This window comes from Prochlorococcus sp. G4PB16 (assembly GCF_059772465.1).
The window spans coordinates 1,811,413-1,835,407 of record NZ_CM186289.1 but is presented as its reverse complement, the minus strand read 5'-3'; the positions used below and the strand labels follow the sequence as shown (position 1 = coordinate 1,835,407).

Genomic DNA, 23,995 nt, shown 5'->3' with positions numbered 1-23,995 from the left:
CAACTCTAAATAAAGATTAAATATAGCTCACAAGTACTAAAAATTTTAAATTAATTTAAGTAAGAAATCGTTTCTCTTGCGAATTGCCAAAAGTGCTTCTTGATTTGAATTAATATCTTTCCCAATACTGGGAAAAAGCTCTAACATTTTAATTTTCCATTTAGTTGATTTCATTTTTTCCTGCCAGCAACGATTTAAAACTTCAATCATGATTGTTACGGCTGTGCTTGCGCCAGGAGAAGCCCCAAGCAAAGCAGCTAAAGATCCATCCGATGAAGTAACAACTTCTGTTCCCATTTTCAAAACACCACCTTTAGAGGTTTGTTTAATTATTTGAACACGCTGTCCTGCAATTGAAAGATTCCAATCATTAGTTGAAACCTCAGGAAGAAATTTCTTTAAAGTTTCTATTCGATCCTGATTTGTTTGTATTAATTGATTTAATAAATATTTTCCTAGGTCTATATTTTCTAATCCTGCTTGCAACATTGGGAGAAGATTAGTTGTTTTGATGGATCTGAACAAATCCAATTTTGATCCATATTTTAAAAAATTTGAACTAAATCCAGCAAAAGGACCAAACAACAGAGATTTTTTTCCATCTATCCATCTTGTATCTAAGTGTGGCACAGACATTGGTGGTGATCCAACTGCTGGGTTACCATAAACCTTTGCATTGTGTGTTTTTGTTAATTTCTCCTCATCACAAATCAACCATTTGCCGCTGACAGGAAACCCTGCATATGACAATCCTTCTGGAATTCCCGATTTTTGCAAAAGGGATAAAGCTCCTCCTCCTGCCCCAAGAAAAACAAACTTTGATCTAACAATTCTATTTTTTTTAGCTCCTTCTAATGATAAGTACCAATCTCCCTCGCTATCTTTTTGAAGATTTTTGACATTAGTAGAGTAGTTAATCTCAATAGATTTTGCCCCCTCAATTTGGTTGATATATGAGCGAGTTAAGTTACCAAAATCAATATCAGTTCCTCTTTTAATTCTTGTCGCAGCAATCTTTTCACTCTTTTTCCTACCATCCATAATCAATGGAATCCAATCTTTTAATTCACCATGGTCCTTGGTGAAATCCATTTGCGCAAAAGCTGCATGAGAACTAAGTTCCGAAAACCTTTTTTTAAGAAAAGAAATATCTTGATCTCCAAAGACAAGGCTGATATGTGGCAACTTATTTAAAAAATTTTTTGGTATCAATTTCCCTTTTTCTGATAACGATGCCCAAAACTCTAAGCTTTGCTCGAATGATTTATTGATTTCAAAAGCTTTGCTAGTACTCAGAGAACCATCCTCTTGCATTGGAGTGTAATTAAGCTCACAATTAGCAGCATGTCCTGTTCCAGCATTATTCTTGGCGCAGCTACTTTCTAAACCAGCAGAAGATAATCTTTCAACAATAAGTAATCGTAAATCTGGCTCAAGCTCATGCAAAAGTACTGCAAGAGTTGAGCTCATGATTCCTGCACCTACTAATATTGCGTCATAAGTGTTTTCTGACTCTGAGGCATTGGTAGTAAACAAAATCTTTATCAAGATTACATACAGACTATCCTGCAATTAACTAAGCTAAGCAAAATTAAATTAAGCGAGCCGAAATGAGCGACGAAACTCTTCCGCTGACCACAGAAAATGTCGAAAAGGTTCTTGATGAATTAAGACCATTTCTCATGGCTGATGGAGGAAATGTAGAGATAGCTGAAATAGATGGACCAATAGTCAAAGTTAGACTTCAGGGGGCTTGCGGAAGTTGTCCCAGCAGCACAATGACTCTAAAAATGGGTATTGAAAGAAAGCTGAGAGAGATTATTCCAGAGGTTAGCGAGGTAATACAAGTTTTATAAATTAACTGTCTAATTAACCTTTGTTATTTAATTCAGAGAACTTAATTCCCTTTCAATTGCAGACTTATAATTAAGACAATCCAAAGGGAGACCATTATAAATTAGATAACCTATTGGGCCCATTAGACCAAGTGTAAAGACAAGATTAGAGACTTCTAAACCTATGTTTCTAAGTAAAAAAGTTATTCCATATATGCCTAAAAGATAAACATGAAGAATTAAAAATTCTTTAGTATTTTGAACAGGCCATCTAAAGATAGAACCTAAGAAAAACAAAACACCTTTCATCAATCTTATTTATAGTTGAACGATCATACATAATCATTAATCATTTTCAATGATCAATATGTATTTAAAGATCAAAAATGATGTATCAATTAATTTTTAAATTTTGATTTATTTAGAGAATATTCATTTTTAAGCTTTCTCATTCTTCTTGCCCAAATCAGTGTCGCGATAACAACCCATAAAAAGAATCCACCCAAAGCAAGAAGGCTAGCTGTGTAATTCATGAAGCAATACTTTTAAAAAGTTAGAATCGAAGTCTTTTGAAGCCAAAATATTCCTGTGACTATTGATAGTGCACCAATTGATCGCATCAAGAAAGGATAGAACCTTTTATTAGCTTTACTAGTTGCAAAAGATATACCTAAAACAACGCATCCCATTGCGAAGACTGATCCAAGTAAATATGCAAATAGATAAGCCAATGCTCCAAAAAAAGGCAATGCCAATGCAGGAATAACTGCAACCAAATGACTAGCACCAGCAAAGCCGTGCAAAACGCCTAATCCCGTTGCGGCGTGTGTATGACTTTTATGAAGTTTGTTTCCAGGTGAATGGAAATGAAAATGCTTATGAGGCATTTCTTCTCCATGCTTATGCTGATGCATATGAATATTTACTTTTAAGGAAGTCCAAATAGCTAGGAAACCAACAATCAAAAGACTTAAACCAACAAGGAACTCTGCATAAGAAGACATTAATTCAATATTTATTAAGTCTTTGGCCAAAATCCCAAATATTGAGAGGATTAAAACTCCAGCTGAGTGCCCTATCCCCCATGCCAACCCGTCAATCAAAGCCACTCGGGGTTTTTGGATAGAGGAAGGAGCCATTGCTACCATATGATCAGCTCCGCTAACCACATGTACTGCACCAGCAGCAAATCCAGTTAATACACTGATCATCATAAGTATATATCAGTAGAATTTTCTTCTAAGGAATAAATATTTTCTTCTTTCAAGGATTAAATTTTACAGCTTTATTTTTTATATTACATCCCAATAGTTTAAATATCTTTATGAAAAATTTTTATAACCAAACTTTTTAGTTGAAATTGAAAAAACAAAACTTTTTGTTTTACGAGATTTGATCCTTTTGGAGTTTTCCAGACATCTCATAGGCCTCTGAACTTCCACCATGTCCATGAGCAATACCTAATTCATGCATTTTTGCATGTTCATCAATGGTATCTCTGAGCTCTTTTGAGCCTGAACCGAATGTTGAATAAACTCCGTATGCAACTGAGCCTGCTAATAAAACAACTATTCCTCCTATCAACATCAATAAAGTTGGATCAGTAGTTGAGGTTTCCATTTGTATTAATCATTTTGATGATTCTACTGTATGAGTAAAGACATCGAGAGCGACAAATGGAAACTAGTTAAATTGTCCTATTATGATCTTAAAATTCATCAATCAAAAAGTCAAAAGGTAATTACTATTCCTGATTTTCAAATAATAAATAGCTTACAAATAATTGCTAATTGATAATAATCTAACTATTAAATATCATATTAAAAAATTTTATTATTATAGAATTATCAATATAACATTAGAGAGTGGAATTATAAGCTAAAAGGCCGAAAAAACCCAATATCAGGAGGATGCTAGCAATCCTGCTAAATGTTACAGGGCCAAAATCAATTTTCATCTCAATAGGTAACTTGGACTTTCATCTTAATATAAAACGCCACAAAAAGTGAAGCAGCTTAATTAGAAAGCAATTCAAAAGTTCAATAGAAATATCATTTTCACTAATTTGCTCGATGGAACAAAATCCAATCACTATTCACTCTTTTGATTGTTAACTTCCAATTGATGCTCATGAGCATCAATCTCTTTCTCACTTTTTTTTATTTGTCCATCGAACATAACCACCCACTCTTGAGCTTTGATTTTTTGTTCTTTTTTGATATTCATAAACCAATTAAAAATTAAATGCCATCATACTTTAAAAACTTACTTTATGACTTAAAGCGCTCCACAGTATAAATAAAAATGGTAGGCGTTATTTTTGACATAACTAGAAGCTATAATCAGATTGGTAAGTTGGCCAAAAAAAGATAATCTTAGTTACTAAAACTAAAAGATTGAAGATATGTCACCAACATTGTTTAAAGACAATTTCACCGCTCTCCAAAATAAAGACTATTTTAATTATGGAGGTCAGGGTCCACTCCCATCTCAATCATTAAATGCAATAACTTCGAGTTGGCAAACAATTCAAAACTTAGGTCCATTCACAACTAATGTTTGGCCATATATTACGAAAGAAATCATAACCACGAAAAATCTTATAGCGGAGATTTGCTCTGTTCACCCTAAGAGAATTGCCTTTACTGAAAATGTCACCTCCGGATGTGTCTTACCTTTAATAGGACTACCATTTTCTGATGGTGATAATTTATTACTCAGCGATTGTGAGCATCCTGGGATAATAGCAGCATGCAAGGAGTTGGCTCGACAAAAGAATCTAACAATCGGAATACTACCTGTCTCAAAATTATGCAATGGTGACGACAAAAAAGATGAGACGTATAAAACAGTACTTAAATTGATAGATAAATATCTACAAAAAAACACGAAACTCGTTGTCCTCTCTCATCTCCTTTGGAATACAGGACAAGTTATGCCCATTGAACTCATCTCAAAAAGACTTAAAGAGCATTCAAGCCACCCTTATTTATTAGTTGATGCTGCTCAAAGTTTTTGTCATATCCCAATCAAAGGTGCTTGTGACAATGCGGACATCTATGCGTTTACAGGACATAAATGGGCTTACGGGCCTGAGGGACTGGGGGCTGTTGCTCTTTCAACAAGAGTCCTAGAAGAATCGAGTCCAACAATGATTGGTTGGAAAAGCTTAAAATCTGAAGAAGGAATATATGTCAACAATAAAACTCCTTTTCATTCTGATGGCCGACGTTTTGAGATAGCGACTTCTTGTGTCCCTCTTTTAGCAGGTCTCAGGAACTCTCTAATAATGCTAAACAATGAAGGGCATGAATTTGAGCGCTTTTGTAAGATTAAAAGCCTAAGCTCTATCCTGTGGGAGAAACTAAACCAAATCAAAAATATTGAACTTGTTTTAAACAGTCCTCCACCTTCAGGAATTATTAGTTTTACTATAAATGGAATTAGTTCTCCTGAAGAGGTTGTCAACCATCTCGGTCGAGAAAATTTATGGATAAGAGTTCTCGAAGACCCTAAATGGCTTCGTGCTTGCGTTCATGTCACAACAGATTTAAATGAGATAGATAATCTTGTCATTGGTCTAAAAAATTACATCTCGAATAGATAGTCGATATATATTTTATTTTAAAGATAGTGCTTTTCTTGCTTGTTCACGGTCATCAAAATAAATTGTCTTATCTTTTAGAATTTGATAATCCTCATGGCCTTTCCCCGCGATTAAAACAACGTCGTTTTTCTTTGCTATTGCTATGGCCAATTGAATGGCTATGGATCTCTCTATCTCAACTGAAATTTCAGCATCAAGTGTTATTCCTTTTTCAATATCTTTAATAATTTCTCTTGGGTCTTCTTCCCGAGGATTATCAGATGTAACAACTACATGATCTGCAAAATTAGCAGCAACTTCCCCCATCTTAGATCTTTTACCTTTATCTCTATTACCACCACAACCAAAGACACATATTAATTTTTTTTTCGTCAATGATCTCGATGCGATTAAAGCATTTTGCAAACCATCAGGGGTATGAGCATAATCTACTATCACTAGTGGATAGCCGTCTTTGACTTTAAATCCATCCATATTTATCTCTTGCATTCTCCCAGGCACTCCGGGGAACTTATTCAAAGCTGTCACAAGATCATTTAATGGAAATCCCCTTTGCACTAAAATTCCAACTGCTTGCAAGAGATTCATTAAATTAAAATCACCTATTAATGGTGAATAAAATTTTTCTACCCCAAAGGGCGTATGCAATTTTCCTTTATATCCATCTTGCAGAATTTGAAGATTACTTATATATAAATCTGGTTTTTCTCTGGTTTGAGAATTCTTTTTTAATGAGCATGTCCAACATTTTTTGTTTAGCTCTTTTGCTAATAATGCGCCCCATTTGTTGTCTATATTAACTACTGATCTGGGGCCATCATCTTCTATTAGATATGATCGGAATAAACTAGCTTTAGCCTCAAAATAAGATTCCATTGAATCGTGATAATCTAAATGGTCTCTTGAAAGATTTGTAAATATTGCCCCACTAAAATCACAACCAGCAACTCTATTCTGAGCCAAAGCATGTGAACTTACTTCCATTGCTGCATATTCAACTCCTGCCTGAACAGCTTTACTAAGTTGTGCCTGCAAAGGGACAGCAAAAGTGGTTGTATATTTTGAAGTTTCCTCATGGTTAGGCCATCGATTAATTAATGTCCCAAACAAGGCGGATGGATGGCCTAACGAGGCAGTCAAAAATTCAATTAAAAATGATGTAGTCGTTTTACCATTGGTACCAGTGACACCTATCAGACAAATCTCACTAGATGGTTTACCCCAAAAATCTGCAGCTAATTTGCCCATAAATAGTGATACAGGCTCCGGAATTATAACTACAGGGTCTTCATTCGTTGGCGGATTTAAAAGAGAAGCCTTTTTGCTAATCATAGCCGCACAAGCACCTCTCTCAATTGCTTTTGTCCAATAGGTGCCTCCATCAACTTTTTCACCGCCTAAACCAATGAACAAATCACCTTTTTCGATTTCTCTAGAATCACATGAAAGATTTTTTATTTCTGGATTTGCTAACCCTAAGGGGACTTGAAGGTCAATAGCTTTCAATAAAGTGTGTAGATAACGCGACAAAACAAACCTCTGATGATGAAAAGTCAATGAAGGATCATTTCAAGTATAAAAAGATCTGCATAATTTTCACCACAAAATAAAGTGACTTACTATTAAATTATTAAAAATAAATTTAATCTTCTTTATAAAAGAAATTTAATTATAAAAAAAATAAATTATGTTTTTCTTTTTGAACCAATAAAATAATTTAATAAAAAGAGAAATTGGTTGTTTTCTTAATCTATTTTGTACAAAATATTCAAATTCTTTTGTATCCACGATAAAAGCATATCTTCCTTTAAACGTGGAGAGACCCGAGGTAATTCAATCTTTTTTAATAGTCTATTTGAGTCAAGAACTATAACTGGAACTTCATTTGTATACTTCATTTGAATATCTGTAGACACTTTTTTGCTATCTATGTCGACAATAGAAAGTACAATAGAAGGGTTTAATTTCCCTAGACATATATTAGACAATTTGTTTTCAAGTGTTTGACACAAGCAGCACCCTTTACGTGAATATAAAATCAATACCTCTGAATTCATTTTTCTGGAACTGGATCACACCCACAAGGAGTAAAAGGATGACATTTGCTTAACCTTTTCAAGGTCAGCCAACCACCTCTCCAAGGGCCATGTGTATTAACGGCTTCTATCCCATAAGCACTGCAACTAGGGATAAATCGACAACTCGGTCCAAGCAATGGCGAAATCCACTTCTGATAAAAGGAAATTAAACCAACAAAAACAAGTGCAATAGCTTTATTGATCTTTGTAAGCATCTTTAGATAGAATAATGAACTGGTGAAGAAGGGCCTAATGGAATCACTTCCAGATTACCTTTTCCAGTAAACTTTTTCTAAATTAAACCCCTATGTCTAGATACCGCGGACCTCGCTTGAGGATCACGCGACGCTTGGGAGACCTACCTGGTCTCACCAGGAAGGCCGCAAAAAGGTCTCATCCTCCAGGTCAGCACGGCCAAGCCCGTCGCAAGCGCTCTGAATACGCGATCCGACTCGAAGAAAAGCAAAAACTTCGTTTCAATTATGGTATTTCTGAACGCCAGCTTGTTCGTTATGTAAAGAAAGCTCGTGCTCAGGAGGGCTCCACAGGAACTAATCTCTTAAAGCTTTTGGAAAATAGGCTTGATAATGTTTGTTTTAGACTTGGATTTGGTCCCACCATCCCAGGTGCAAGACAGCTAGTAAACCATGGGCATGTAACCGTTAATGGAAAGATCACTGACATTGCTAGTTACCAATGCAAGGCTGGAGATGTCATTGCTATTAGAGATAACAAAGCTAGTAAGCAATTGGCCCAAGCCAACTTAGAATTTCCAGGGCTTGCGAATGTTCCTCCACATCTTGAGCTTGATAAAACCAAACTCTCGGCAAAGATATCAGCAAAGACAGATAGGGAATGGGTTGCTATTGAAATCAATGAATTGTTAGTTGTTGAGTATTACTCAAGAAAAGTTTAGAAATAGTCTGTTACTGGCTTTTTTCAATCTCAGTTCAACTTTAGTCAAACTCTTTCTACGCTACTTGGAGTGTGGCAAGAGTTTTTTTATGCCAAATATTGCAGAAATCAAGAGTTTTCGGAGGGAAAGGTGTTGTTTTGTCTTTCACAAGAGCTCCTGATGTTTTCTAATATCGTGAACTAATCCCAGGGACTAAAAAGTATAGATACAAAGTTATTGATGGAGCCAATAAGTTAGGAGCTGCCATTGATAGATCACTCGATGCCTAAACGTATTAAGAAGCTAGATCTATGAGCATGCGTAAGAGGTAGCGAGCAGGAAAGCTCAGCATGAAATCGAAACCAATAGTCCAAGAAGACGCGCAAGAACGATTAACGAAAATATGATTAGGTCAAAAAAAGTCAGTATTAGAAAGTGCCTAAATAACTTCCTTTATGAAGAGCAAAAAAGGTAGATGCTGATCTATTAAAAAAAAATCTATACAAAATAAAGCACAAGGTTTAAAACAGCTCGAGAAGTATCTCAGCTATAAAGGAATCGAGAGAACCCACCAAATAGATAACAATACTTTTCAAGAGTACACAACTTGGAGAAAAGCAAAAAAGTCGACTAGAAGAATTAAAATGTATGGAGACATGGCCAGCGAAATCTGATTCAATGAAGTCTTTTATTCAATCTGATTGATGACCGTTCGGTATTCCTCTCTCGAACACTCAACGCAATGAGTAAGATTTAATTTTTTACTAATCATGAACTCTGGTGCGGAACGTTTTAATGGTTTAATGGCGATGATAGGCATCGTTGCGGGAATAGGAGCTTATGCAACAACTGGTCAATTCATCCCAGGTATTTTCTAAAAGAATTAAAAAATCAGTGAATAGACTTTTAAGATCTATTTACTGATTTTTTTATTAACCCAATTTTTGAATTACTAATCCTGAAACGATTTAGCCTTGATTAGTATCCTTGGATTTTCCTAATGCAGGCGCATTCATTCCATCGTAATCAGGTCCAACCATAACTCCAACGATTGCAAACAAAACAATAAAAGCAATACCTACAATTGGAGCTGTGGGAGCTGGGGTTGATAACAAACCACCAAAGAGCAAATGACTCATATTAATAATGTTGGGAATTATGTTTTAGCGGTTTAATTTTATGAATGTGATTCGTTTGGAATATTTACTTTTTTATTTAACCTTTACACCTTTCATATTCAGTTCATTAGCATAAATAAGTAGTAAGGAGCAAAGTAGTTCACTCCAATTATGATAATTGCTGTACTGAAAGCCATAGGCTTGGCAACTGGAGCGGACTTAACCACTTTGTACGAAAAATTTTAAATACTGCTCAGATATTTTATCAGAGTAAGAAATCACCAATAAAATGAAGGTTTCAAGTAAACGATTAGTCTTGCTCCATCTCTTAAGAGAAAGTATTTAATGTGACAAAGCAAAAAACTTTCCATTTGATACGAGGCAATAGACTAGAAAAGGATTATAAAAATTAACTATTAAACAATATCTGGAATGATCCAGCCTGTTAAGCCGTAGTTAATTACTGCAGCAAAGAAGCCTATCATTGCAAGGCGACCATTCATTTACTCGGCTGATTTCCAGTAGTTCGTTTCTTTAACCATTACACAAAACCTGGAATAATTTGACCGGTTGCTAGATATGCCCCGACAAGAGCTAAGCAGCCAACAGAAGCAGCTAGGCCATTGAGTCGTTCAGCAAACACTTTGCCTTCTTCGACTCTTGATGTTTCAGTGATTTGATTGTTCATTACACGAAACCTGGAATGATTTGGCCGGTTGTTGCATATGCACCTATAAGAGCAATGCATCCAAACAATGCTGCATAGCCGTTAAGTCTTTCTGCAGTTACCTTTTCAGGATCAATGTTTCTGCTGTTGTTGTTGTTTTGAGTAGTCATTAAACGACACCTGGGATAAGTTGACCGGTTGTTAGGTAGATACCTGTTAATAGAACGAATGCCATCATGGCGGGTCTGCCGATGCTTCTTTCTAGAATTGTTTTGTTAGATGGTTGCATTTTAGTAGTTGTTATTGGTTTAGAAAATTCCAGGGATGATTTGACCTGTTGTGAAATAAGCACCTAAAAGGCTAATCATGCCGATCATTGCCCAACGGCCATTTATTTTCTCGGCGTATTCTGGTTTGAATTTTCAACTACATTGACGTAGTTGCCAGAGTTTGAAGGTGATTCGGAGATCAAAATATTCCAGGAATGATTTGACCTGTTGTGAAGTATGAACCCAAAAGACTGACCATACCGATCATTGCCCAACGGCCATTTATTTTCTCGGCGTATTCTGGTTTGAATTTTTCAACTACATTGACGTAGTTGCCAGAGTTTGAAGGTGATTCGGAGATCAAAATATTCCAGGAATGATTTGACCTGTTGTGAAGTATGAACCCAAAAGACTGACCATACCGATCATTGCCCAACGGCCATTTGTCTTTTCAGCTTCTTCTGGATAGCTGGTATAGTCCTCTACAAGCTGAGGCTGTGTTTCACGGCCAAAGATGTTTTGCTTACCATACTCTGTGATTACCTGAGATGAGGAAGAAGTCGTCATTGCTGGAATTGCCTAGTGTTAAAAAGTTATAGTATAAATTTTCTAAACGAAAGATACGGTAGGTACGGCTTCTTCTAATAATTAAGAACTCTAAACCTCAAACAATAAATACAGCAACTAATTAGAGAGATATAAATCCAATGATTAGATCTATTGATGACCCTAATAAGTATAAATAGGCCGGACTGGTTAGCTCTACTTCAACCATCCTTAAGTAACTGTGGAGCTTAATAATGTCAAAATTATCAAAAATAAACTTTTAGTGATTCGTGCAATCAAAATGCACTGCTGCAAAACTAATTGTCCTCCGAAATCTTAATGCCTTACTTCTATTAGCTTGTGTTGTGAAGAAGGTACTACACACTGTTTACATAACTAACAATAACATCATCCAAGGATAGTCCCAGAGATAGGTCCGAGTGGAATAACAAAAAGCATTTCACTGATTATTCAAGAGGTTCAGGAACACAAATTGATGCGCTTTACGATTGCTAAATTTTTTTTCATAACATTTGTAATCCTTGCTTGCATGAAGAGCTTTAATTTTCAATCACTTCCACTAACACTAATCAATGCAAAAGGTTAGCGACTCAACAACCCATTTTCCTATGTCTTGAAAACCTGGGAAGGTCAAGCAGTCAACATAATTGTCGTCATCAACAAAACCAGCAATTAAATCCAATGCCGTTCAAAGCAAATAAACCTGAAGAACAAATCAAAAATACTTGGCCAGACATTATTACAATTAGATTCTAATTGAGTAGAATCAGTAAAACTACTTCAATAATCCATAATTCGCCACGATTAAAAGCTTCGACAATAGATTCATAAAAATCGTTGGTTTGATTTGACAATTTAATTGATTCGGTTTTCTATTTGTTTATTTTTACAATCGATATCATCTTCGGCACATACAGCCTCGGGTATGTCGGTAGAAGAACTACAACCCATCGCACTAACAGGCAAGGTGGCAATTGTGGAATAAAGAGCTGTAGAAGAGATAAATAGTAATGAGATTAATTTTCTCATTGGAAATGACGAATATACATACAATTAAAGAAAAAAAAAGAAGTTCGTGAGATGTAAACGTTCGGTTAACTGTAAATACAAGACAACTATAAATTTTTTTTGTTTATTTGAATGGTTTGATTCTAACTCGCATTCCTCAAGATTAGAGCTGCAAAGTGGTTTATTGAATTTAACTTTATCTGATTAAACTTATGTCTAGCAAAATCAAAGCAAGTGATAATAAACTTAATTTGAAATTAGTTTAAGATATTATGACTTAGTAGATTCTACTAGAGACATTTAAAAATTTGAGACAGAGCTTACTATCAATAAAGTCCCAAACAACATTGCTTGATAAAGGATGAACATTACTACCAAACATTTGCTAAGAGGTAAATTTGATGATCAAAGTTGTAGTGCAAGTACTACTTTTTTGGAGGGAGTCCTACACCTCAACTGGACCTGTAAATGCATTAAAACTTGAGAGTGTTTAAGAGATTTCTTAAATTGTTTGCTCCTTTTAGCACTTCTAGACTAGAGGTTACTTAGCAATATCGCTTTCAAGAAGCAACAAAAAAAGAAGTCAAATAAATGAAATTGTTTTAGCTAACCTCATGAAATCATCTAGTTTCTACCTCTCATTTTTTAGCCAAAGACCGTTAGAAATGAGTTTATTCTTTATCTATTGCGGAGCTTTAGCTTGTTTCGTTAGCTCAATTGGTCACTACTAAAAAAAACCATGAATACCAACGAATTATTCAACAAGCCCATAGCAATGACTCTCGCTTTTGTCGTTTGTACTTTTTTAGCTGATTCTCTAATTGGTAGCTTTGTATGAAAATTCCAACTATCAGCTTAAAAAGAACTCTTAAAGTGACAATGAATGATGCCGTAAAGAGACTTAAGGAACTTGATGGGCTTGATAAAAAAGCTCTAAGAGAAGAGTATAAAGAATGGATTGAAGCTAACGACAGGAATAAAGACCAGCCACATGTTCTATACGCAAACCAGATCAACATTGAACAACTTTAGATTTTAAACAAAAGATTAACCATGAATGCTATATCAAAATTGACAGAAGTTCTTGAACATACCCCTAAATCAAATCAGATCGTTGATCTTATTAAACTAGCTGAAAGTGAATCTAGTGTAGACATAACAAAGCAACTTACTTTGCTCACAGGTGTATGGGAACTAAAATGGAGTACTTCCAACTCTCCTTTTTTAAATTATTCACCGCTATTAGATAATTTACAAATTCTTGAGCCAGATAGAAGTAGAGGACTGAATTTATTAAGACCCAAAGGTTTTGTAGGGAATCTTTTTTCTACTAATATTGTTGCTGAGATAGACATCATTGATCAGAAACGTATAGACGTTAGCTTTAAAAAAGCAGGAATAATAGGTCCTAAGTTACTAGGTAATCAGATTGGTTTCTTATTAGAGATTAGAAAAACTCAAAAAGGTTGGTTAGATACAACTGTATTATCTCCCAAATTGCGTATATGCAAAGGTTATAAGGGTACAACTTTTGCTTTGTTAAAAAGAAATGATTTATTACTTACTGAGTTTTTTAATCCTTTAACTTTGTCATGTTAAACGTAAAGATATGTAGTACAAGCCTCAATCAAAAGACATGAAAATGTTTTAGAAAAAATAGGTCATCATTCATATCATTATGGCCTCAATTCCTACTTATACCTTCATTCTATCCAATTTTAATTGGATATTTTACTTGGATTGCAGGTCTTTTTAAAATCTTTATACAGTTATAAGGCTTATTCAAACTGACCTTTTCGAGGTTAAGCGTAAATTACTTTTTATAGATTCACTCTCGGAAAAGTAACAAATGAAGACTCTGGCAAGAAGAGAAATTCTAGTTCTTAATATGTCAAAAATTTTGGAGCCTCAGAAAGAATCCCAAGTTAATTTCATTTTTCGTTCTTCAAATATTCAATTAGTGTTTGTAATTCTTTAATGCGTTGTTCAGCAGCTTGAATTCTTTCTTGTGTAGTCATTTCTTATCCTTCCATCATGAAACTAAAAAACGCTATAAATATGTAGAAGTTTCCTGCAAAAATAAGAGGAATGAACTTTTTAAAGTTTGATTCACTAAAGTTTTTATTCAATGAAGTCATAATTAGGTAAGTACTGAAGAACCAATTTCGAAAGCCCCAGCTAATAAAAGGATTGCTGGAAGATTTATAAGAAGCAATAGCTTAGCAGCAGTAATTTTAGTTATTGCATGCATAGCTGATTAATTTCCTGTATTTTGTGTAATTGTCTAATTAATATAGAAGTTAGTTTTTTTCGCATAGGTTTGTCGGTGTAGGGGTAACCAGTTCGGGGCATTTTTACCTATTGGATTGTTTTATAGGTTTCTTAGATAATCACTTCGGTTCTACAAATCATCTAACAATGGCTTTTTCAAAATTTCCTCAAACTCTTTAATAAATAATTAAGCTCGCTTGTTTTTAAGACTATGTCCAATACTTTTCACCTTTCACAAACTAAGAAGAAGGGTAAAGTTTTGACACTCTCTTTGTTCGTCTTGTAAGTTCTCTTCTCTTGAATTTTTGATTTGTCATTCTCGTAAATATAAAACCTGGAACAATCCATATTGATGCAATCAGGGAAGTCATCAAGACTTGATTGTTAAAGATATTTTCAAATAGATTCATCGCGAAGTAATCAGGTTTCATTTTTCTCATGCTCGCTTCCAAACAAGGTAAGTGTGATACTATTTTTGTACGGATAGCTAGTCAGACTGATTTCGCAAATATCATGAAAATCCGTCAAACAGATAGTCAAACTTGAATCCAACTTAAATTTCTTTACAAACAGTTGCTATTGCTAAAGCCATGTATTACTCATGAAAGGTATGGGCTTCACATGGCTCTTTCTCATTAAATTTAATTATATAGCCCCTTTTTTTAGGGGGTTTTTCATGTTTTTCTATAGCCTATAGAAAAACAACTCAAAGAATATGAGATCAATAAAAAGAGAAAAAGAGTTCAGAGCTGGAGTAAACACAAGAGTCATACATCACAAAAAAAATTTTTCTGAAGAGACTGGATCAATAATGTCTCCAATCTTCCAAACCTCAACGTTCGTTCATGGCAATGAAAGTGGCTTTGACTACACTCGTTCAGGGAATCCAAATTTTCGAATTCTTGAATCAGTTTTGTCTGATCTGGAAGAATGTCAGTTCGCAAGTGTATTTAGTTCTGGGGTCGCTGCTATTACAGCAATAGTGTCCTCTCTTAAAGCTGGAGACTTAATACTTTGTGAGGAAAACCTTTATGGGTGTACGGTGAGACTATTTGAACAAGTTTTTAAACGTTTTGGATTAAGAACTCAATGGATAGACTTTACTAAGCCCAATTTTAAAGAAGTCATTTCAAATAACAAACCCGCGATGATTTGGATCGAAAGTCCGACAAACCCACTCCTTAAAATTATTGATATTGAAGAGATTTGTCATGTCTCAAATAAAATGAAAATTCCTGTTGTGGTAGACAATACTTTTGCGACACCTCTAATACAAAGGCCTCTTAAGCTTGGAGCGACCTTATCTTTAACTAGCACGACCAAGTATATCAATGGTCACTCAGATGCACTTGGAGGTGCGGTATGCACCGAGAGTACCGCATGGAGAGATAAGCTCAATTTCGCTCAAAAAGCTCTTGGCTTAAATCCTTCTCCTTTTGATTGTTGGCTTATTACTAGGGGGGTGAAAACGCTTCCACTTCGCTTAGATAGACAAATAAATAATGCATCTATAATAGCTAATCAATTAGCCGACAATCCAGCAATAAAATCAGTTAGCTATCCCTTCAGGAGTGATCATCCACAATGTAAATTAGCTAAAAGGCAAATGGCTCTGGGAGGAGCAATTGTTACTGCCACTATTAACGCAACGCAAGCCCAAACTTATTCATTTTGCAAAAGTCTTCATTACTTCAAAATGGCAGAAAGTCTGGGAGGGATTGAAAGCCTTGTTTGTCACCCAGCAACAATGACACACGCATCAGTTCCCAAAGAAACCAAATTAAAGATTGGAATCACTGATTCACTTATACGATTTTCCATCGGATGTGAAGATATTGAGGACTTGAGTAATGATTTAAATCAAGCCTTAGGAAAAGTCTCTTGACTGAAAGAAATTTACTAAATGATCCTTGCTGGAGTTCTAAAGATTTAGGAGAGCCTCTACCGGACAGGCCACATGCCGTATCGGTTGCGTTACCCAGATGGGAAGATGTCATCGCCTACGAAGAGAAAGTTCCAAGCTGCATTGATTCATTAAAAGCAATTTATCCTAGATTTGGGTTTAACCCGTTTGTTGCTGAGGTAGCTCTTAAATCACTTGAATTTCATGGTCAATCACAGCAAAGTTGTTGGCCCTATCCCAATAAAGCTTCTGCTTTGAGCGCTCAAAAATATTGTCATAGAAAATATTCTGATTGTTCTTCAAAAATAAAAGATTTTCTTGGTATTTCCTGTCTAATTGTTGACCAAAGGAGTTCTTCTTCAGCAAAAGCCTTCTGGCAACACACTGGTCTTGGATTATCATCACGTGAAGCTGCAATTGCTCTTGGGAAAGAGAAAAAGCCCTCCACTTCTGATGGGCATAGCGCTCGAAATGAACTTCTTAATCGTTTAGCAAAAATATATAATTGTGATAGCAATCTAATACGACTACATCGTTCAGGCATGGCTGCCTTAACGACTATTCTATCAGCGATAAATTCTCTTAAAAGAACTTCTTCGACGCTTCAAATAGGCTTCCCATATGTTGACGTGCTTAAACTTCCTCAGATTATTTTCCAAGGAAGTGATCTAATTGTTAACACAAAATTAAATCATATAAAAGAAGCGCTGGATAAAAAAAATCCAGCCGCATTAATTATAGAAATACCTAGCAACCCTTTATTGCAATGTGTTGACCTCATCTCTATTTCAAAATTAGCCCAAGACAAAAACATCCCAATCATCGTTGACGATACCATCGGTTCATCTCTAAATGTTCATCTAACTCCTTATGCCGATGTTGTTTTTAGTTCACTTACAAAAAGTTTTGCTGGAAGAGGAGATATTCTTGCTGGTAGTACTGTCATAAGCCCTTTTTCTAAATGGAAAAAAGAATTAGCTGAGATAATTCCTAAAGTTGCATTATCAACCCTATCCGATTCAGATGCTATCGAGTTGGAGAAAAGCAGTCGAGACGTTGAGGACCGCTTAAAAAGGTTAAATAAATCTTGCTTAAAACTGAAAGAAAAATTAGAAACAAAAAAAGAAATTTCAAAGGTTTTACATCCTCAATATTGTAAAAACTTTAATTCGCTGTTAAAGAAAGGAGGAGGTTATGGATGTCTATTATCGTTTGAACTTAAAGGGGGGATTGAAGAATCAAAAAGAGTCTATGATTTATTGAGAGTAAACAAAGGACCAAGTTTAGGTACAAATTTTACGTTGGTTTGTCCATATGTTCAGTTGGCTCACTTTAAAGAATTAAAATGGGCTGAAAGTTGCGGCGTATCAGAACACTTATTGAGAGTGTCTGTAGGGCTAGAACATGAAGATGACTTATGGTCAAGATTTAATTCAGTAATATAAAAAAAACACTAATAAAGATTATCTAAATAACCAATTATCTAGATTTTTATATAGATTTAGAATATTAGTTAATTAAGTCATTTAAAAAATGTCCAGAATCTATGAAGACAATAGTTTTGCTATTGGTCATACACCCTTAGTCAAACTTAATTCGATTACAAAAAACACAAAAGCAACAGTGCTTGCAAAGATTGAAGGCCGCAACCCTGCCTACAGCGTCAAATGTAGAATTGGGGCAAATATGATCTGGGATGCTGAGAAGAAAGGTTTACTCAATAAAAATAAAGTCATTATTGAACCAACATCAGGAAATACTGGAATAGCCCTTGCCTATACAGCTGCTGCTCGAGGTTACAAGTTAATCCTCACGATGCCTGAGTCCATGTCAATTGAACGTAGAAGGATGATGGCTGTTCTTGGTGCTGAATTAATACTTACTGAAGCATCAAAAGGAATGCCTGGCGCCATTGCGAAAGCCAAGGAAATAGCAGATGGCGACCCTCAAAAATACTTCATGCCAGGACAATTTGATAATCCAGCCAATCCAGAAATACATTTCAAAACAACAGGTCCTGAAATCTGGGATGATACCGATGGTAAAATTGATGTTTTAGTATCTGGAGTCGGAACAGGTGGAACAATAACTGGTGTTTCTCGTTATATCAAACAAGAAAAAAATCATTCATTATTATCCGTTGCCGTAGAGCCCACTCATAGCCCAGTAATAACACAAACTCTAAATGGAGAAGAAGTAAAACCTGGCCCTCACAAAATCCAAGGTATTGGAGCTGGGTTCATTCCTAAAAACCTTGACTTATCGGTAGTCGATCAAGTTGAGCAAGTCTCTAATGATGAGTCTATAGCAATGGCATTGCGTTTAGCACAAGAAGAAGGTCTCCTGGTTGGCATCTCATGTGGTGCAGCTGCAGCAGTAGCTTTAAGACTGGCTGAAAAAGAAGAGTTTTCAGGAAAAACAATCGTTGTGGTTCTACCTGACCTTGCCGAAAGATATATCTCATCAGTGATGTTTGAGAATGTTCCAACAGGCGTTATTAAAGAACCATCATTAGCTTGACTTTTTTGTTTATATAACTGATTCCGGTGTTATTAACATCGCGTCTCCATAAGAGAAAAATCGATATTTGTTCGAAATAGCATTTTGATAAAGTTTCAACATACGTTCTCGGCCAATTAGAGCGCTAACTAAAAGCAATAGGGAACTTTTTGGGAGGTGGAAATTAGTGAGCAATCCATCGATTACGGAAAATTGAAATCCTGGCTTAATGACCAAATTCACCTTGCCCTCAAATGGTTTCAAGACGCCTTTTCCTGAAAGGTATGCAGCCTCAACAGCTCTAACACTAGTAGTACCAACAGCAAAGACTTTCCCCCCCTCTTCCTTGCAATTAGTTATCGCTTTTATAGTCGCTTCAGTGACATCTATCCACTCACTGTGTAAATGCAGATTAGATAGGTCTTCTTTTTCTAATGGTCTAAAAGTTCCTAAGCCGACATGCAAAGTAATTTGCGCGATTCTAATACCTCTGATTTTTAAATTTTCTATAAGTTCATCACTTAGATGTAAACCCGCTGTGGGAGCAGCTATAGATCCTGGCTTCGATGCAAATCTAGTCTGATATCTTTCCTCATGTCCACTAGACTTATCCTTATCTATATAGGGAGGCAATGGAACTTCACCACATAAATCAAGCAATTTTTCCATTTCCTTCCTACTCGTAAATTCATTAGGAAATTGAATAATTCTTCCGCCTGTACTTTCATCTTTATCAATAACCTTTAAGCATAAAGAATTATTGGGAGAGTTATCCAACCATAATTGATCATCTCTTCTCATACGTCTAGCAGGGCGACCTAAACAAAGCCATTGACCATTCCCCCTTGGTTCCATTAGCAATAACTCACCTAAACCTCCTCCTGATAATCGAATTTTTAATCTTGCCTTAATCACTCGCGTATTATTAACAATCAAGAGGTCACCAGCCTTCAAGATATCCTTCAAGTCCCATACCTTTGCATGGACAAGGTTTAAAGACTCATCCAACCCATCTTTAACAATCATCAATTTTGCATCATGCCTACTCTCTGCAGGTGATTGAGCAATTAAATCATTTGGCAAATCATAGTTGTATGAGCTTAAAAGATTATCTTTTTGATCTAGCACTTCAAATCAGATTAAAGTAAGAAAAAATCACTTGTGGTTCGACCAATTAAAGTTCAAGATGAGAGGCTATATGGATTTTTTTCGATTAAGTAAGCCAAATCCTTCAGAAATAGTGCTCCATCAGCCCCATAGATCACTCTGTGATCAGCGGTAAGATTTACTTGCATCTGTTTTTTGATTGAAATCGAACCATCTTTAGAAGCAATAACTTTAGGCAAGGAAGCTCCCACAGCTAAAATTGCTCCTGTCCCCGGGGGCAGAATTGCATCAAAACGATCCACACCAAACATACCTAGATTAGAGAGGGTAAATGTACCGCTGCTATATTCTTGAGGTTCTAATTGCTTATTTCTGGCACGCTTAACAAGATCTGCCCATTGAAGGGATAAATCAGCGAGACTAGTCTCGTCAGCATTTTGCAAAACTGGAGTTATCAACCCTCCATCCTCCATTGCGACAGCAACGGCTACATTTATTTGTGAAGGATAAGCAATCCCCTCAGAACTAAAAGCTGCATTCACCTGAGGGTGCCTTGCAAGAGTTAAACCAACTGCTTTAGCAAGTAAAGCTGTCATAGTTACACCATTAGGCTTTACTTGTTTATAAAAAGAATCCAATTCATCAGTAAGAATTGAATATCCGACTCTAAAACAAGGAGTATTTAAGCTTTCCTCCATATTCCTATTTACAGCTTGTTGAAGAGTATTAAATGCAATCGTTTCCCCTCTAGATCCAAAACTTTTACCTGCAGCAGGTGGCTTATCAGAGGCAACTGATTTTTTTTCTACGCGAGGTATATCATTAATAACTTTTGCTGGAGCATTACTTTCAGCAATCCAAGGAACACTTATAGGTTGACCTGTTGCACTTTGAACATCTTCAGCTTGTATCCGTCCATGAGGTCCTGAACCCCTTACAGTAGATAGATCAACACCCATTTGAGACGCAAGTTTTTTAGCTCTTGGAGAAGCGACAATTCGACCATCATTTAAAAACTGAGGCTGTTTTATAGAAGGTGTAGGGACAAGAGGTACATCAGGTTCCTTTTTAACTTCTGTTGTTCTAGAAGAATCAACGGAGGCTTCTTTTTTTTGAACCTGAGTAGATGAACTCGCTTCCTTTTGACTTATTGATTGAGGTGTGATGGAAGGTGCATTAGATTGAGCCGCTGCTATCTCATCTGCTGTCTCAACAATCAATCCAATTGTCTCTCCAACAGGTGCAGAACTGCCAGCAGGCATCACAATCGAAGCAAGAAAGCCATCTTGGAAAGACTCAACATCCATATCAGCTTTATCTGACTCAACAACTAAAACTGACTCACCTCTTTCAACTTTATCTCCAGGTTTTTTCAGCCACTCAACTATTTTACCCTCAGTCATTGTTGAACTTAAAGCAGGCATGAAGATGTCATAAGTGGCCATAATTTGTTCCTATTCCCTTTATGGAGAGTTTGTGGCAAGGCTTCAAAATTTTCTATCTAGAAGCTTTGCAAGTATCAATACATACCAATGTTAGTTCTACATGTGTGTCCTTACAACGATAGTTTTTTTTATGTGGATTTCTTCTTAATATCAGAAATTCTCTGATTGGATAAATTGTAGTTCGATCAAATTTCAATCTTGATCAATTGCCTCTACAACGCCATCTCTGACCAAAATACTCACACCCATTTTAGTAACTAAATTATCACCAACTTTTAAATCACAAAAACTGTCAATTTGTCCTTGCTCGACGATTTGTTCCATCTCTAACTCGCGAACTTGAGATTGCTGCGCGAGGAGATTTCTTTTTTGCTCTTCAAATTCGGATCTCTTAGAAGCAACTTGGTTCTGAACTTGAGCGACTTGCTCTTGAACTCTTGGGTCAAGTGGGTTGGAGCTCTGTCGTCTAATACCATCAACAATTTGTTGTCCTTCTTTTTCTAATTCACCTAGTTGCTGGTCTATTGCTGATATTGCATTACTTAATTCACGTTCGGCATCCTCTTTCCATGAAGGTGTTACAACTGCTCTGACCGTTATTGAACGTTTTATAGAAATTGAATCCACCTGATAAATAAATCACTATTGGATCAATAGGGTCTCAGCAAAAGATAGTATTGGTCAATTTAATTGACCAAACAAACAAATTACAAACCGTATATTTCATCTATAAGTTTCAAATCACGTTGAATAATACTTTCACGTTTTTGCTTAAGAGTTTGTGTTAACAAACCATTTTCTATTGTAAATGGCTCAACTAAAGCAATTGAAAATAATCTCTCTTCTCTTCTAGATGCTGGACGATTTGCTAGTAACTTATTGATTTCCAATCTTAGCGCTTGTCTTAATTCATAATTTTCTAAAGATAGACCAAGAACAATTTGTGAATTTACACCCCTTTCAGCTAGCCAGCCTTTTACTTGATCAATTCTTGGAACAATCAAAGCAGCAAGATGTTTTTGATCTTGACCCAATAGCAAAGCCTGCTCAATTAATGGACTTGCAATCAAGCATTCCTCCAACGGACCAGGTTCAATATTTTCTCCACTACTTAGCACAATGGTATCTTTTGCTCTCCCAGTCAAGATTAGGGATCCATCAGAAAGCAACATGCCTAAATCACCAGTGTTAAACCAGCCAGTAGAATCTAAAACCTTCCTCGATTCAGATCGTTTTCCGAAATAACCAGACATTATTTGAGGTCCACGAGCTAGAACCAATCCTTTTTGACGTAGCTTTTTTATTTGGAAAGTTTCTGGATCTACAATCTTGATCTCAGTCTCTGGTAAAGGTTGACCTGCACCTCCTCGTATATTTCTCCAAGGTCTTCTACATGTGAGGACTGGACTAGTCTCCGTCAAGCCATAACCAACTAATAATTCAACACCTAAAGCTTCAAAGAAAGAATCAATATGCGGAGCGATTGCGCCTCCTCCACTAATTGGGTATCTCAATCTTCCTCCGCAAATCTTACTAAGAATTTTTGGCCATAAATAAATAGAAGAAATTCTATGAATTGGATACCGCAAAAGTATCTCTAGAAAAGAGATAGTTTGTTCTAATCTAGAAACACTATCAATCGTTAAAAAATAAAGTTTTCTTAATGCCAATTTATATGCCTTACTATTAGAAATAGCACTGTTAATCAAGGTCTTTCTAAGCCTTGGCATTTTATCAACGGCATCCTCAAACCCTACCTTTATTGACTCCCAAAGTCTTGGAACTGTTGCCATAACTATTGGTTTTACCCTTTGCAAATCTTCCTTTAGATACCTAATTGATGTATAAGTTTGAGTACAACCACAAGAAAAAAAATAATATTCTGCACTACGTTCATATGAATGCCAAATTGGTAACACACTTAATACAGGCGCTCCCGGCGAGGGATTTGCTACGCAAGCAAGATACCTAATTTGATGTAATAAATTAGAGTGTGTTAGTGGAACGCCCTTGGGTTTACCTGTCGTTCCAGAAGTATATAAAATAGTTGCTATTCTTGTTGTTTTCCTCTCAATTATTTTCTTCCGAATACTTGCATTTTTTGTATTCAATCCTTTCTGCAAGAAACTCTCCCATTCTAAAACGCCTTCACAAGCTTCACCCTCAAGTTGAAGAACAAATTTCAAATTATTTTTTTGATCATCATTAAGCGAAAGTCTCTCCCAGACATCAGAATTTTGAACAATCAATCCAACCGCATTTGAATCCTCAAGAATATATCTAAGCTCACTTGGAGGAGCAGTCGAACCTCTTACAGAGTCTGTTGCGCCAATTCGCATAAGGCCTTGATCGGCAATGAGCCATCTAGGACTATTTTCTGCAAAAAGAGCGACCACATCATCAGGTTCTACCCCGCTCTGAGAAAAAGCCAATGCTGCCTGAGATATTTTTTCTGCAAGCTCTTCATATGTAAATCTTTCTGGGTGGAAAGTATGCGGTGATTCAACCGCTAATACATCCCCTAACTGAACTTTCAGTGATTCCCAAATCTCATCAACTTGAGAGATCTTCTCAAGATGAGATCTTCTGTTAATTGATTGTTTCTCTTTTCTATTAGGTACCCAAAAAGCCAAAGCATCTTTAGAAGCAAATATATTTTTTTGTGAGTTAGTTTTTGTCATAGCAAAAAAATAATTTTTTATTTTTTAGTAATACCTAAAAGGTCA

29 protein-coding genes are annotated in these 23,995 nt (G+C 35.9%); 9 read left to right on the top strand and 20 right to left on the bottom strand.

All coding sequences use genetic code 11. The features are described 5' to 3' along the window. Positions 1-45 precede the first annotated feature (45 nt). A complete protein-coding gene (locus AC6EIZ_RS10375; RefSeq protein WP_498511026.1) occupies positions 46-1,536 on the bottom strand; it encodes a malate:quinone oxidoreductase in 1,491 nt (496 codons plus the stop codon). A 74-nt stretch (positions 1,537-1,610) separates the two neighbouring features. On the opposite strand from AC6EIZ_RS10375, the gene AC6EIZ_RS10370 reads away from it, so the two are divergent. Beyond that, complete coding sequence (locus AC6EIZ_RS10370) at positions 1,611-1,856, top strand: NifU family protein (RefSeq protein WP_498511024.1); 246 nt, start codon at positions 1,611-1,613, stop codon at positions 1,854-1,856. 27 nt (positions 1,857-1,883) lie between these two features. On the opposite strand, the gene AC6EIZ_RS10365 is transcribed toward AC6EIZ_RS10370, so the two are convergent. The 5 genes from AC6EIZ_RS10365 to AC6EIZ_RS10345 form a co-directional block, all read right to left on the bottom strand. Then, positions 1,884-2,144, bottom strand: a complete 261-nt coding sequence (locus AC6EIZ_RS10365; protein ID WP_498511023.1) for a hypothetical protein — start codon at positions 2,142-2,144, stop codon at positions 1,884-1,886. 89 nt (positions 2,145-2,233) lie between these two features. Continuing rightward, positions 2,234-2,368: a hypothetical protein gene (locus tag AC6EIZ_RS10360; protein WP_498511021.1), complete on the bottom strand. Its 135-nt coding sequence runs from the start codon at positions 2,366-2,368 to the stop codon at positions 2,234-2,236. 12 nt (positions 2,369-2,380) lie between these two features. Next, positions 2,381-3,049, bottom strand: a complete 669-nt coding sequence (locus tag AC6EIZ_RS10355) for a hydantoin utilization protein A (protein WP_498511019.1) — start codon at positions 3,047-3,049, stop codon at positions 2,381-2,383. Positions 3,050-3,218: 169 nt separating this feature from the next. Continuing rightward, on the bottom strand, positions 3,219-3,455 hold the full coding sequence (psbN, locus tag AC6EIZ_RS10350) for a photosystem II reaction center protein PsbN (protein ID WP_225866589.1): 237 nt from the start codon (positions 3,453-3,455) through the stop codon (positions 3,219-3,221). 471 nt (positions 3,456-3,926) lie between these two features. After that, positions 3,927-4,061 carry a hypothetical protein gene (locus AC6EIZ_RS10345; RefSeq protein ID WP_498511018.1) on the bottom strand — a complete coding sequence of 45 codons (135 nt, stop codon included), beginning with the start codon at positions 4,059-4,061 and terminating at the stop codon, positions 3,927-3,929. Between the two features lie 178 nt (positions 4,062-4,239). Here AC6EIZ_RS10345 and AC6EIZ_RS10340 point away from each other — a divergent pair, with 178 nt between their 5' ends. Further along, positions 4,240-5,442 carry an aminotransferase class V-fold PLP-dependent enzyme gene (locus tag AC6EIZ_RS10340; RefSeq protein ID WP_498511017.1) on the top strand — a complete coding sequence of 401 codons (1,203 nt, stop codon included), beginning with the start codon at positions 4,240-4,242 and terminating at the stop codon, positions 5,440-5,442. 12 nt (positions 5,443-5,454) lie between these two features. Here the strand turns inward: AC6EIZ_RS10340 and AC6EIZ_RS10335 are convergent, their stop codons facing one another. The 3 genes from AC6EIZ_RS10335 to yidD form a co-directional block, all read right to left on the bottom strand. Further along, a complete protein-coding gene (locus tag AC6EIZ_RS10335; RefSeq protein WP_498511015.1) occupies positions 5,455-6,972 on the bottom strand; it encodes a UDP-N-acetylmuramoyl-L-alanyl-D-glutamate--2,6-diaminopimelate ligase in 1,518 nt (505 codons plus the stop codon). Between the two features lie 215 nt (positions 6,973-7,187). Continuing rightward, positions 7,188-7,499, bottom strand: coding sequence for a glutaredoxin family protein (locus tag AC6EIZ_RS10330; RefSeq protein WP_498511013.1), 312 nt, complete (start codon positions 7,497-7,499; stop codon positions 7,188-7,190). Further along, positions 7,496-7,735 carry a membrane protein insertion efficiency factor YidD gene (gene yidD, locus AC6EIZ_RS10325; protein ID WP_498511012.1) on the bottom strand — a complete coding sequence of 80 codons (240 nt, stop codon included), beginning with the start codon at positions 7,733-7,735 and terminating at the stop codon, positions 7,496-7,498. Before yidD ends, AC6EIZ_RS10330 begins: the two co-directional genes overlap by 4 nt. A 92-nt stretch (positions 7,736-7,827) precedes the next feature. Between yidD and rpsD the strand changes: the two genes are divergently transcribed. Beyond that, complete coding sequence (gene rpsD, locus AC6EIZ_RS10320; protein ID WP_269609728.1) at positions 7,828-8,436, top strand: 30S ribosomal protein S4; 609 nt, start codon at positions 7,828-7,830, stop codon at positions 8,434-8,436. Positions 8,437-9,185: 749 nt separating this feature from the next. Then, entirely contained in the window at positions 9,186-9,293 is a 108-nt protein-coding gene (locus AC6EIZ_RS10315) for a high light inducible protein (RefSeq protein ID WP_158466094.1), read from the top strand. Positions 9,294-9,383: 90 nt separating this feature from the next. On the opposite strand, the gene AC6EIZ_RS10310 is transcribed toward AC6EIZ_RS10315, so the two are convergent. The 7 genes from AC6EIZ_RS10310 to AC6EIZ_RS10280 form a co-directional block, all read right to left on the bottom strand. Next, on the bottom strand, positions 9,384-9,554 hold the full coding sequence (locus tag AC6EIZ_RS10310; RefSeq protein ID WP_498511010.1) for a hypothetical protein: 171 nt from the start codon (positions 9,552-9,554) through the stop codon (positions 9,384-9,386). A gap of 520 nt (positions 9,555-10,074) precedes the next feature. After that, entirely contained in the window at positions 10,075-10,221 is a 147-nt protein-coding gene (locus AC6EIZ_RS10305; RefSeq protein ID WP_498511008.1) for a high light inducible protein, read from the bottom strand. Further along, entirely contained in the window at positions 10,221-10,370 is a 150-nt protein-coding gene (locus tag AC6EIZ_RS10300) for a high light inducible protein (RefSeq protein WP_413678158.1), read from the bottom strand. Before AC6EIZ_RS10300 ends, AC6EIZ_RS10305 begins: the two co-directional genes overlap by 1 nt. After that, the gene (locus AC6EIZ_RS10295; RefSeq protein ID WP_011294968.1) at positions 10,370-10,489 is read right to left on the bottom strand and encodes a high light inducible protein; all 120 of its coding nucleotides are present in this window, start codon (positions 10,487-10,489) and stop codon (positions 10,370-10,372) included. Before AC6EIZ_RS10295 ends, AC6EIZ_RS10300 begins: the two co-directional genes overlap by 1 nt. A gap of 179 nt (positions 10,490-10,668) precedes the next feature. Continuing rightward, positions 10,669-10,833, bottom strand: a complete 165-nt coding sequence (locus AC6EIZ_RS10290; RefSeq protein WP_498511006.1) for a hypothetical protein — start codon at positions 10,831-10,833, stop codon at positions 10,669-10,671. Then, positions 10,830-11,036, bottom strand: coding sequence for a high light inducible protein (locus AC6EIZ_RS10285; protein WP_498511004.1), 207 nt, complete (start codon positions 11,034-11,036; stop codon positions 10,830-10,832). Before AC6EIZ_RS10285 ends, AC6EIZ_RS10290 begins: the two co-directional genes overlap by 4 nt. A gap of 855 nt (positions 11,037-11,891) precedes the next feature. Then, positions 11,892-12,065 carry a hypothetical protein gene (locus AC6EIZ_RS10280; protein WP_498511002.1) on the bottom strand — a complete coding sequence of 58 codons (174 nt, stop codon included), beginning with the start codon at positions 12,063-12,065 and terminating at the stop codon, positions 11,892-11,894. 813 nt (positions 12,066-12,878) lie between these two features. Between AC6EIZ_RS10280 and AC6EIZ_RS10275 the strand changes: the two genes are divergently transcribed. From AC6EIZ_RS10275 to cysK, 5 genes are all read left to right on the top strand, one after another. Further along, the gene (locus AC6EIZ_RS10275) at positions 12,879-13,076 is read left to right on the top strand and encodes a hypothetical protein (RefSeq protein ID WP_498511000.1); all 198 of its coding nucleotides are present in this window, start codon (positions 12,879-12,881) and stop codon (positions 13,074-13,076) included. 21 nt (positions 13,077-13,097) lie between these two features. Then, the gene (locus AC6EIZ_RS10270) at positions 13,098-13,643 is read left to right on the top strand and encodes a PAP/fibrillin family protein (protein ID WP_498510998.1); all 546 of its coding nucleotides are present in this window, start codon (positions 13,098-13,100) and stop codon (positions 13,641-13,643) included. Between the two features lie 1,387 nt (positions 13,644-15,030). Next, positions 15,031-16,200 (top strand): trans-sulfuration enzyme family protein, encoded by a 1,170-nt coding sequence (locus AC6EIZ_RS10265; RefSeq protein ID WP_498510996.1) that lies wholly within the window; start codon positions 15,031-15,033, stop codon positions 16,198-16,200. Next, entirely contained in the window at positions 16,197-17,663 is a 1,467-nt protein-coding gene (locus AC6EIZ_RS10260) for a PLP-dependent transferase (protein WP_498510994.1), read from the top strand. Before AC6EIZ_RS10265 ends, AC6EIZ_RS10260 begins: the two co-directional genes overlap by 4 nt. Before the next feature lie 88 nt (positions 17,664-17,751). Next, the gene (gene cysK, locus AC6EIZ_RS10255) at positions 17,752-18,738 is read left to right on the top strand and encodes a cysteine synthase A (protein ID WP_498510993.1); all 987 of its coding nucleotides are present in this window, start codon (positions 17,752-17,754) and stop codon (positions 18,736-18,738) included. A gap of 9 nt (positions 18,739-18,747) precedes the next feature. On the opposite strand, the gene queA is transcribed toward cysK, so the two are convergent. From queA to AC6EIZ_RS10235, 4 genes are all read right to left on the bottom strand, one after another. Further along, entirely contained in the window at positions 18,748-19,845 is a 1,098-nt protein-coding gene (gene queA / locus AC6EIZ_RS10250; protein WP_498510991.1) for a tRNA preQ1(34) S-adenosylmethionine ribosyltransferase-isomerase QueA, read from the bottom strand. Between the two features lie 53 nt (positions 19,846-19,898). After that, on the bottom strand, positions 19,899-21,269 hold the full coding sequence (locus tag AC6EIZ_RS10245; protein WP_498510989.1) for a dihydrolipoamide acetyltransferase family protein: 1,371 nt from the start codon (positions 21,267-21,269) through the stop codon (positions 19,899-19,901). Between the two features lie 192 nt (positions 21,270-21,461). After that, positions 21,462-21,896 (bottom strand): YlqD family protein, encoded by a 435-nt coding sequence (locus AC6EIZ_RS10240; RefSeq protein ID WP_498510988.1) that lies wholly within the window; start codon positions 21,894-21,896, stop codon positions 21,462-21,464. A gap of 80 nt (positions 21,897-21,976) precedes the next feature. After that, on the bottom strand, positions 21,977-23,950 hold the full coding sequence (locus AC6EIZ_RS10235) for an AMP-binding protein (RefSeq protein WP_498510986.1): 1,974 nt from the start codon (positions 23,948-23,950) through the stop codon (positions 21,977-21,979). Positions 23,951-23,995 lie beyond the last annotated feature (45 nt).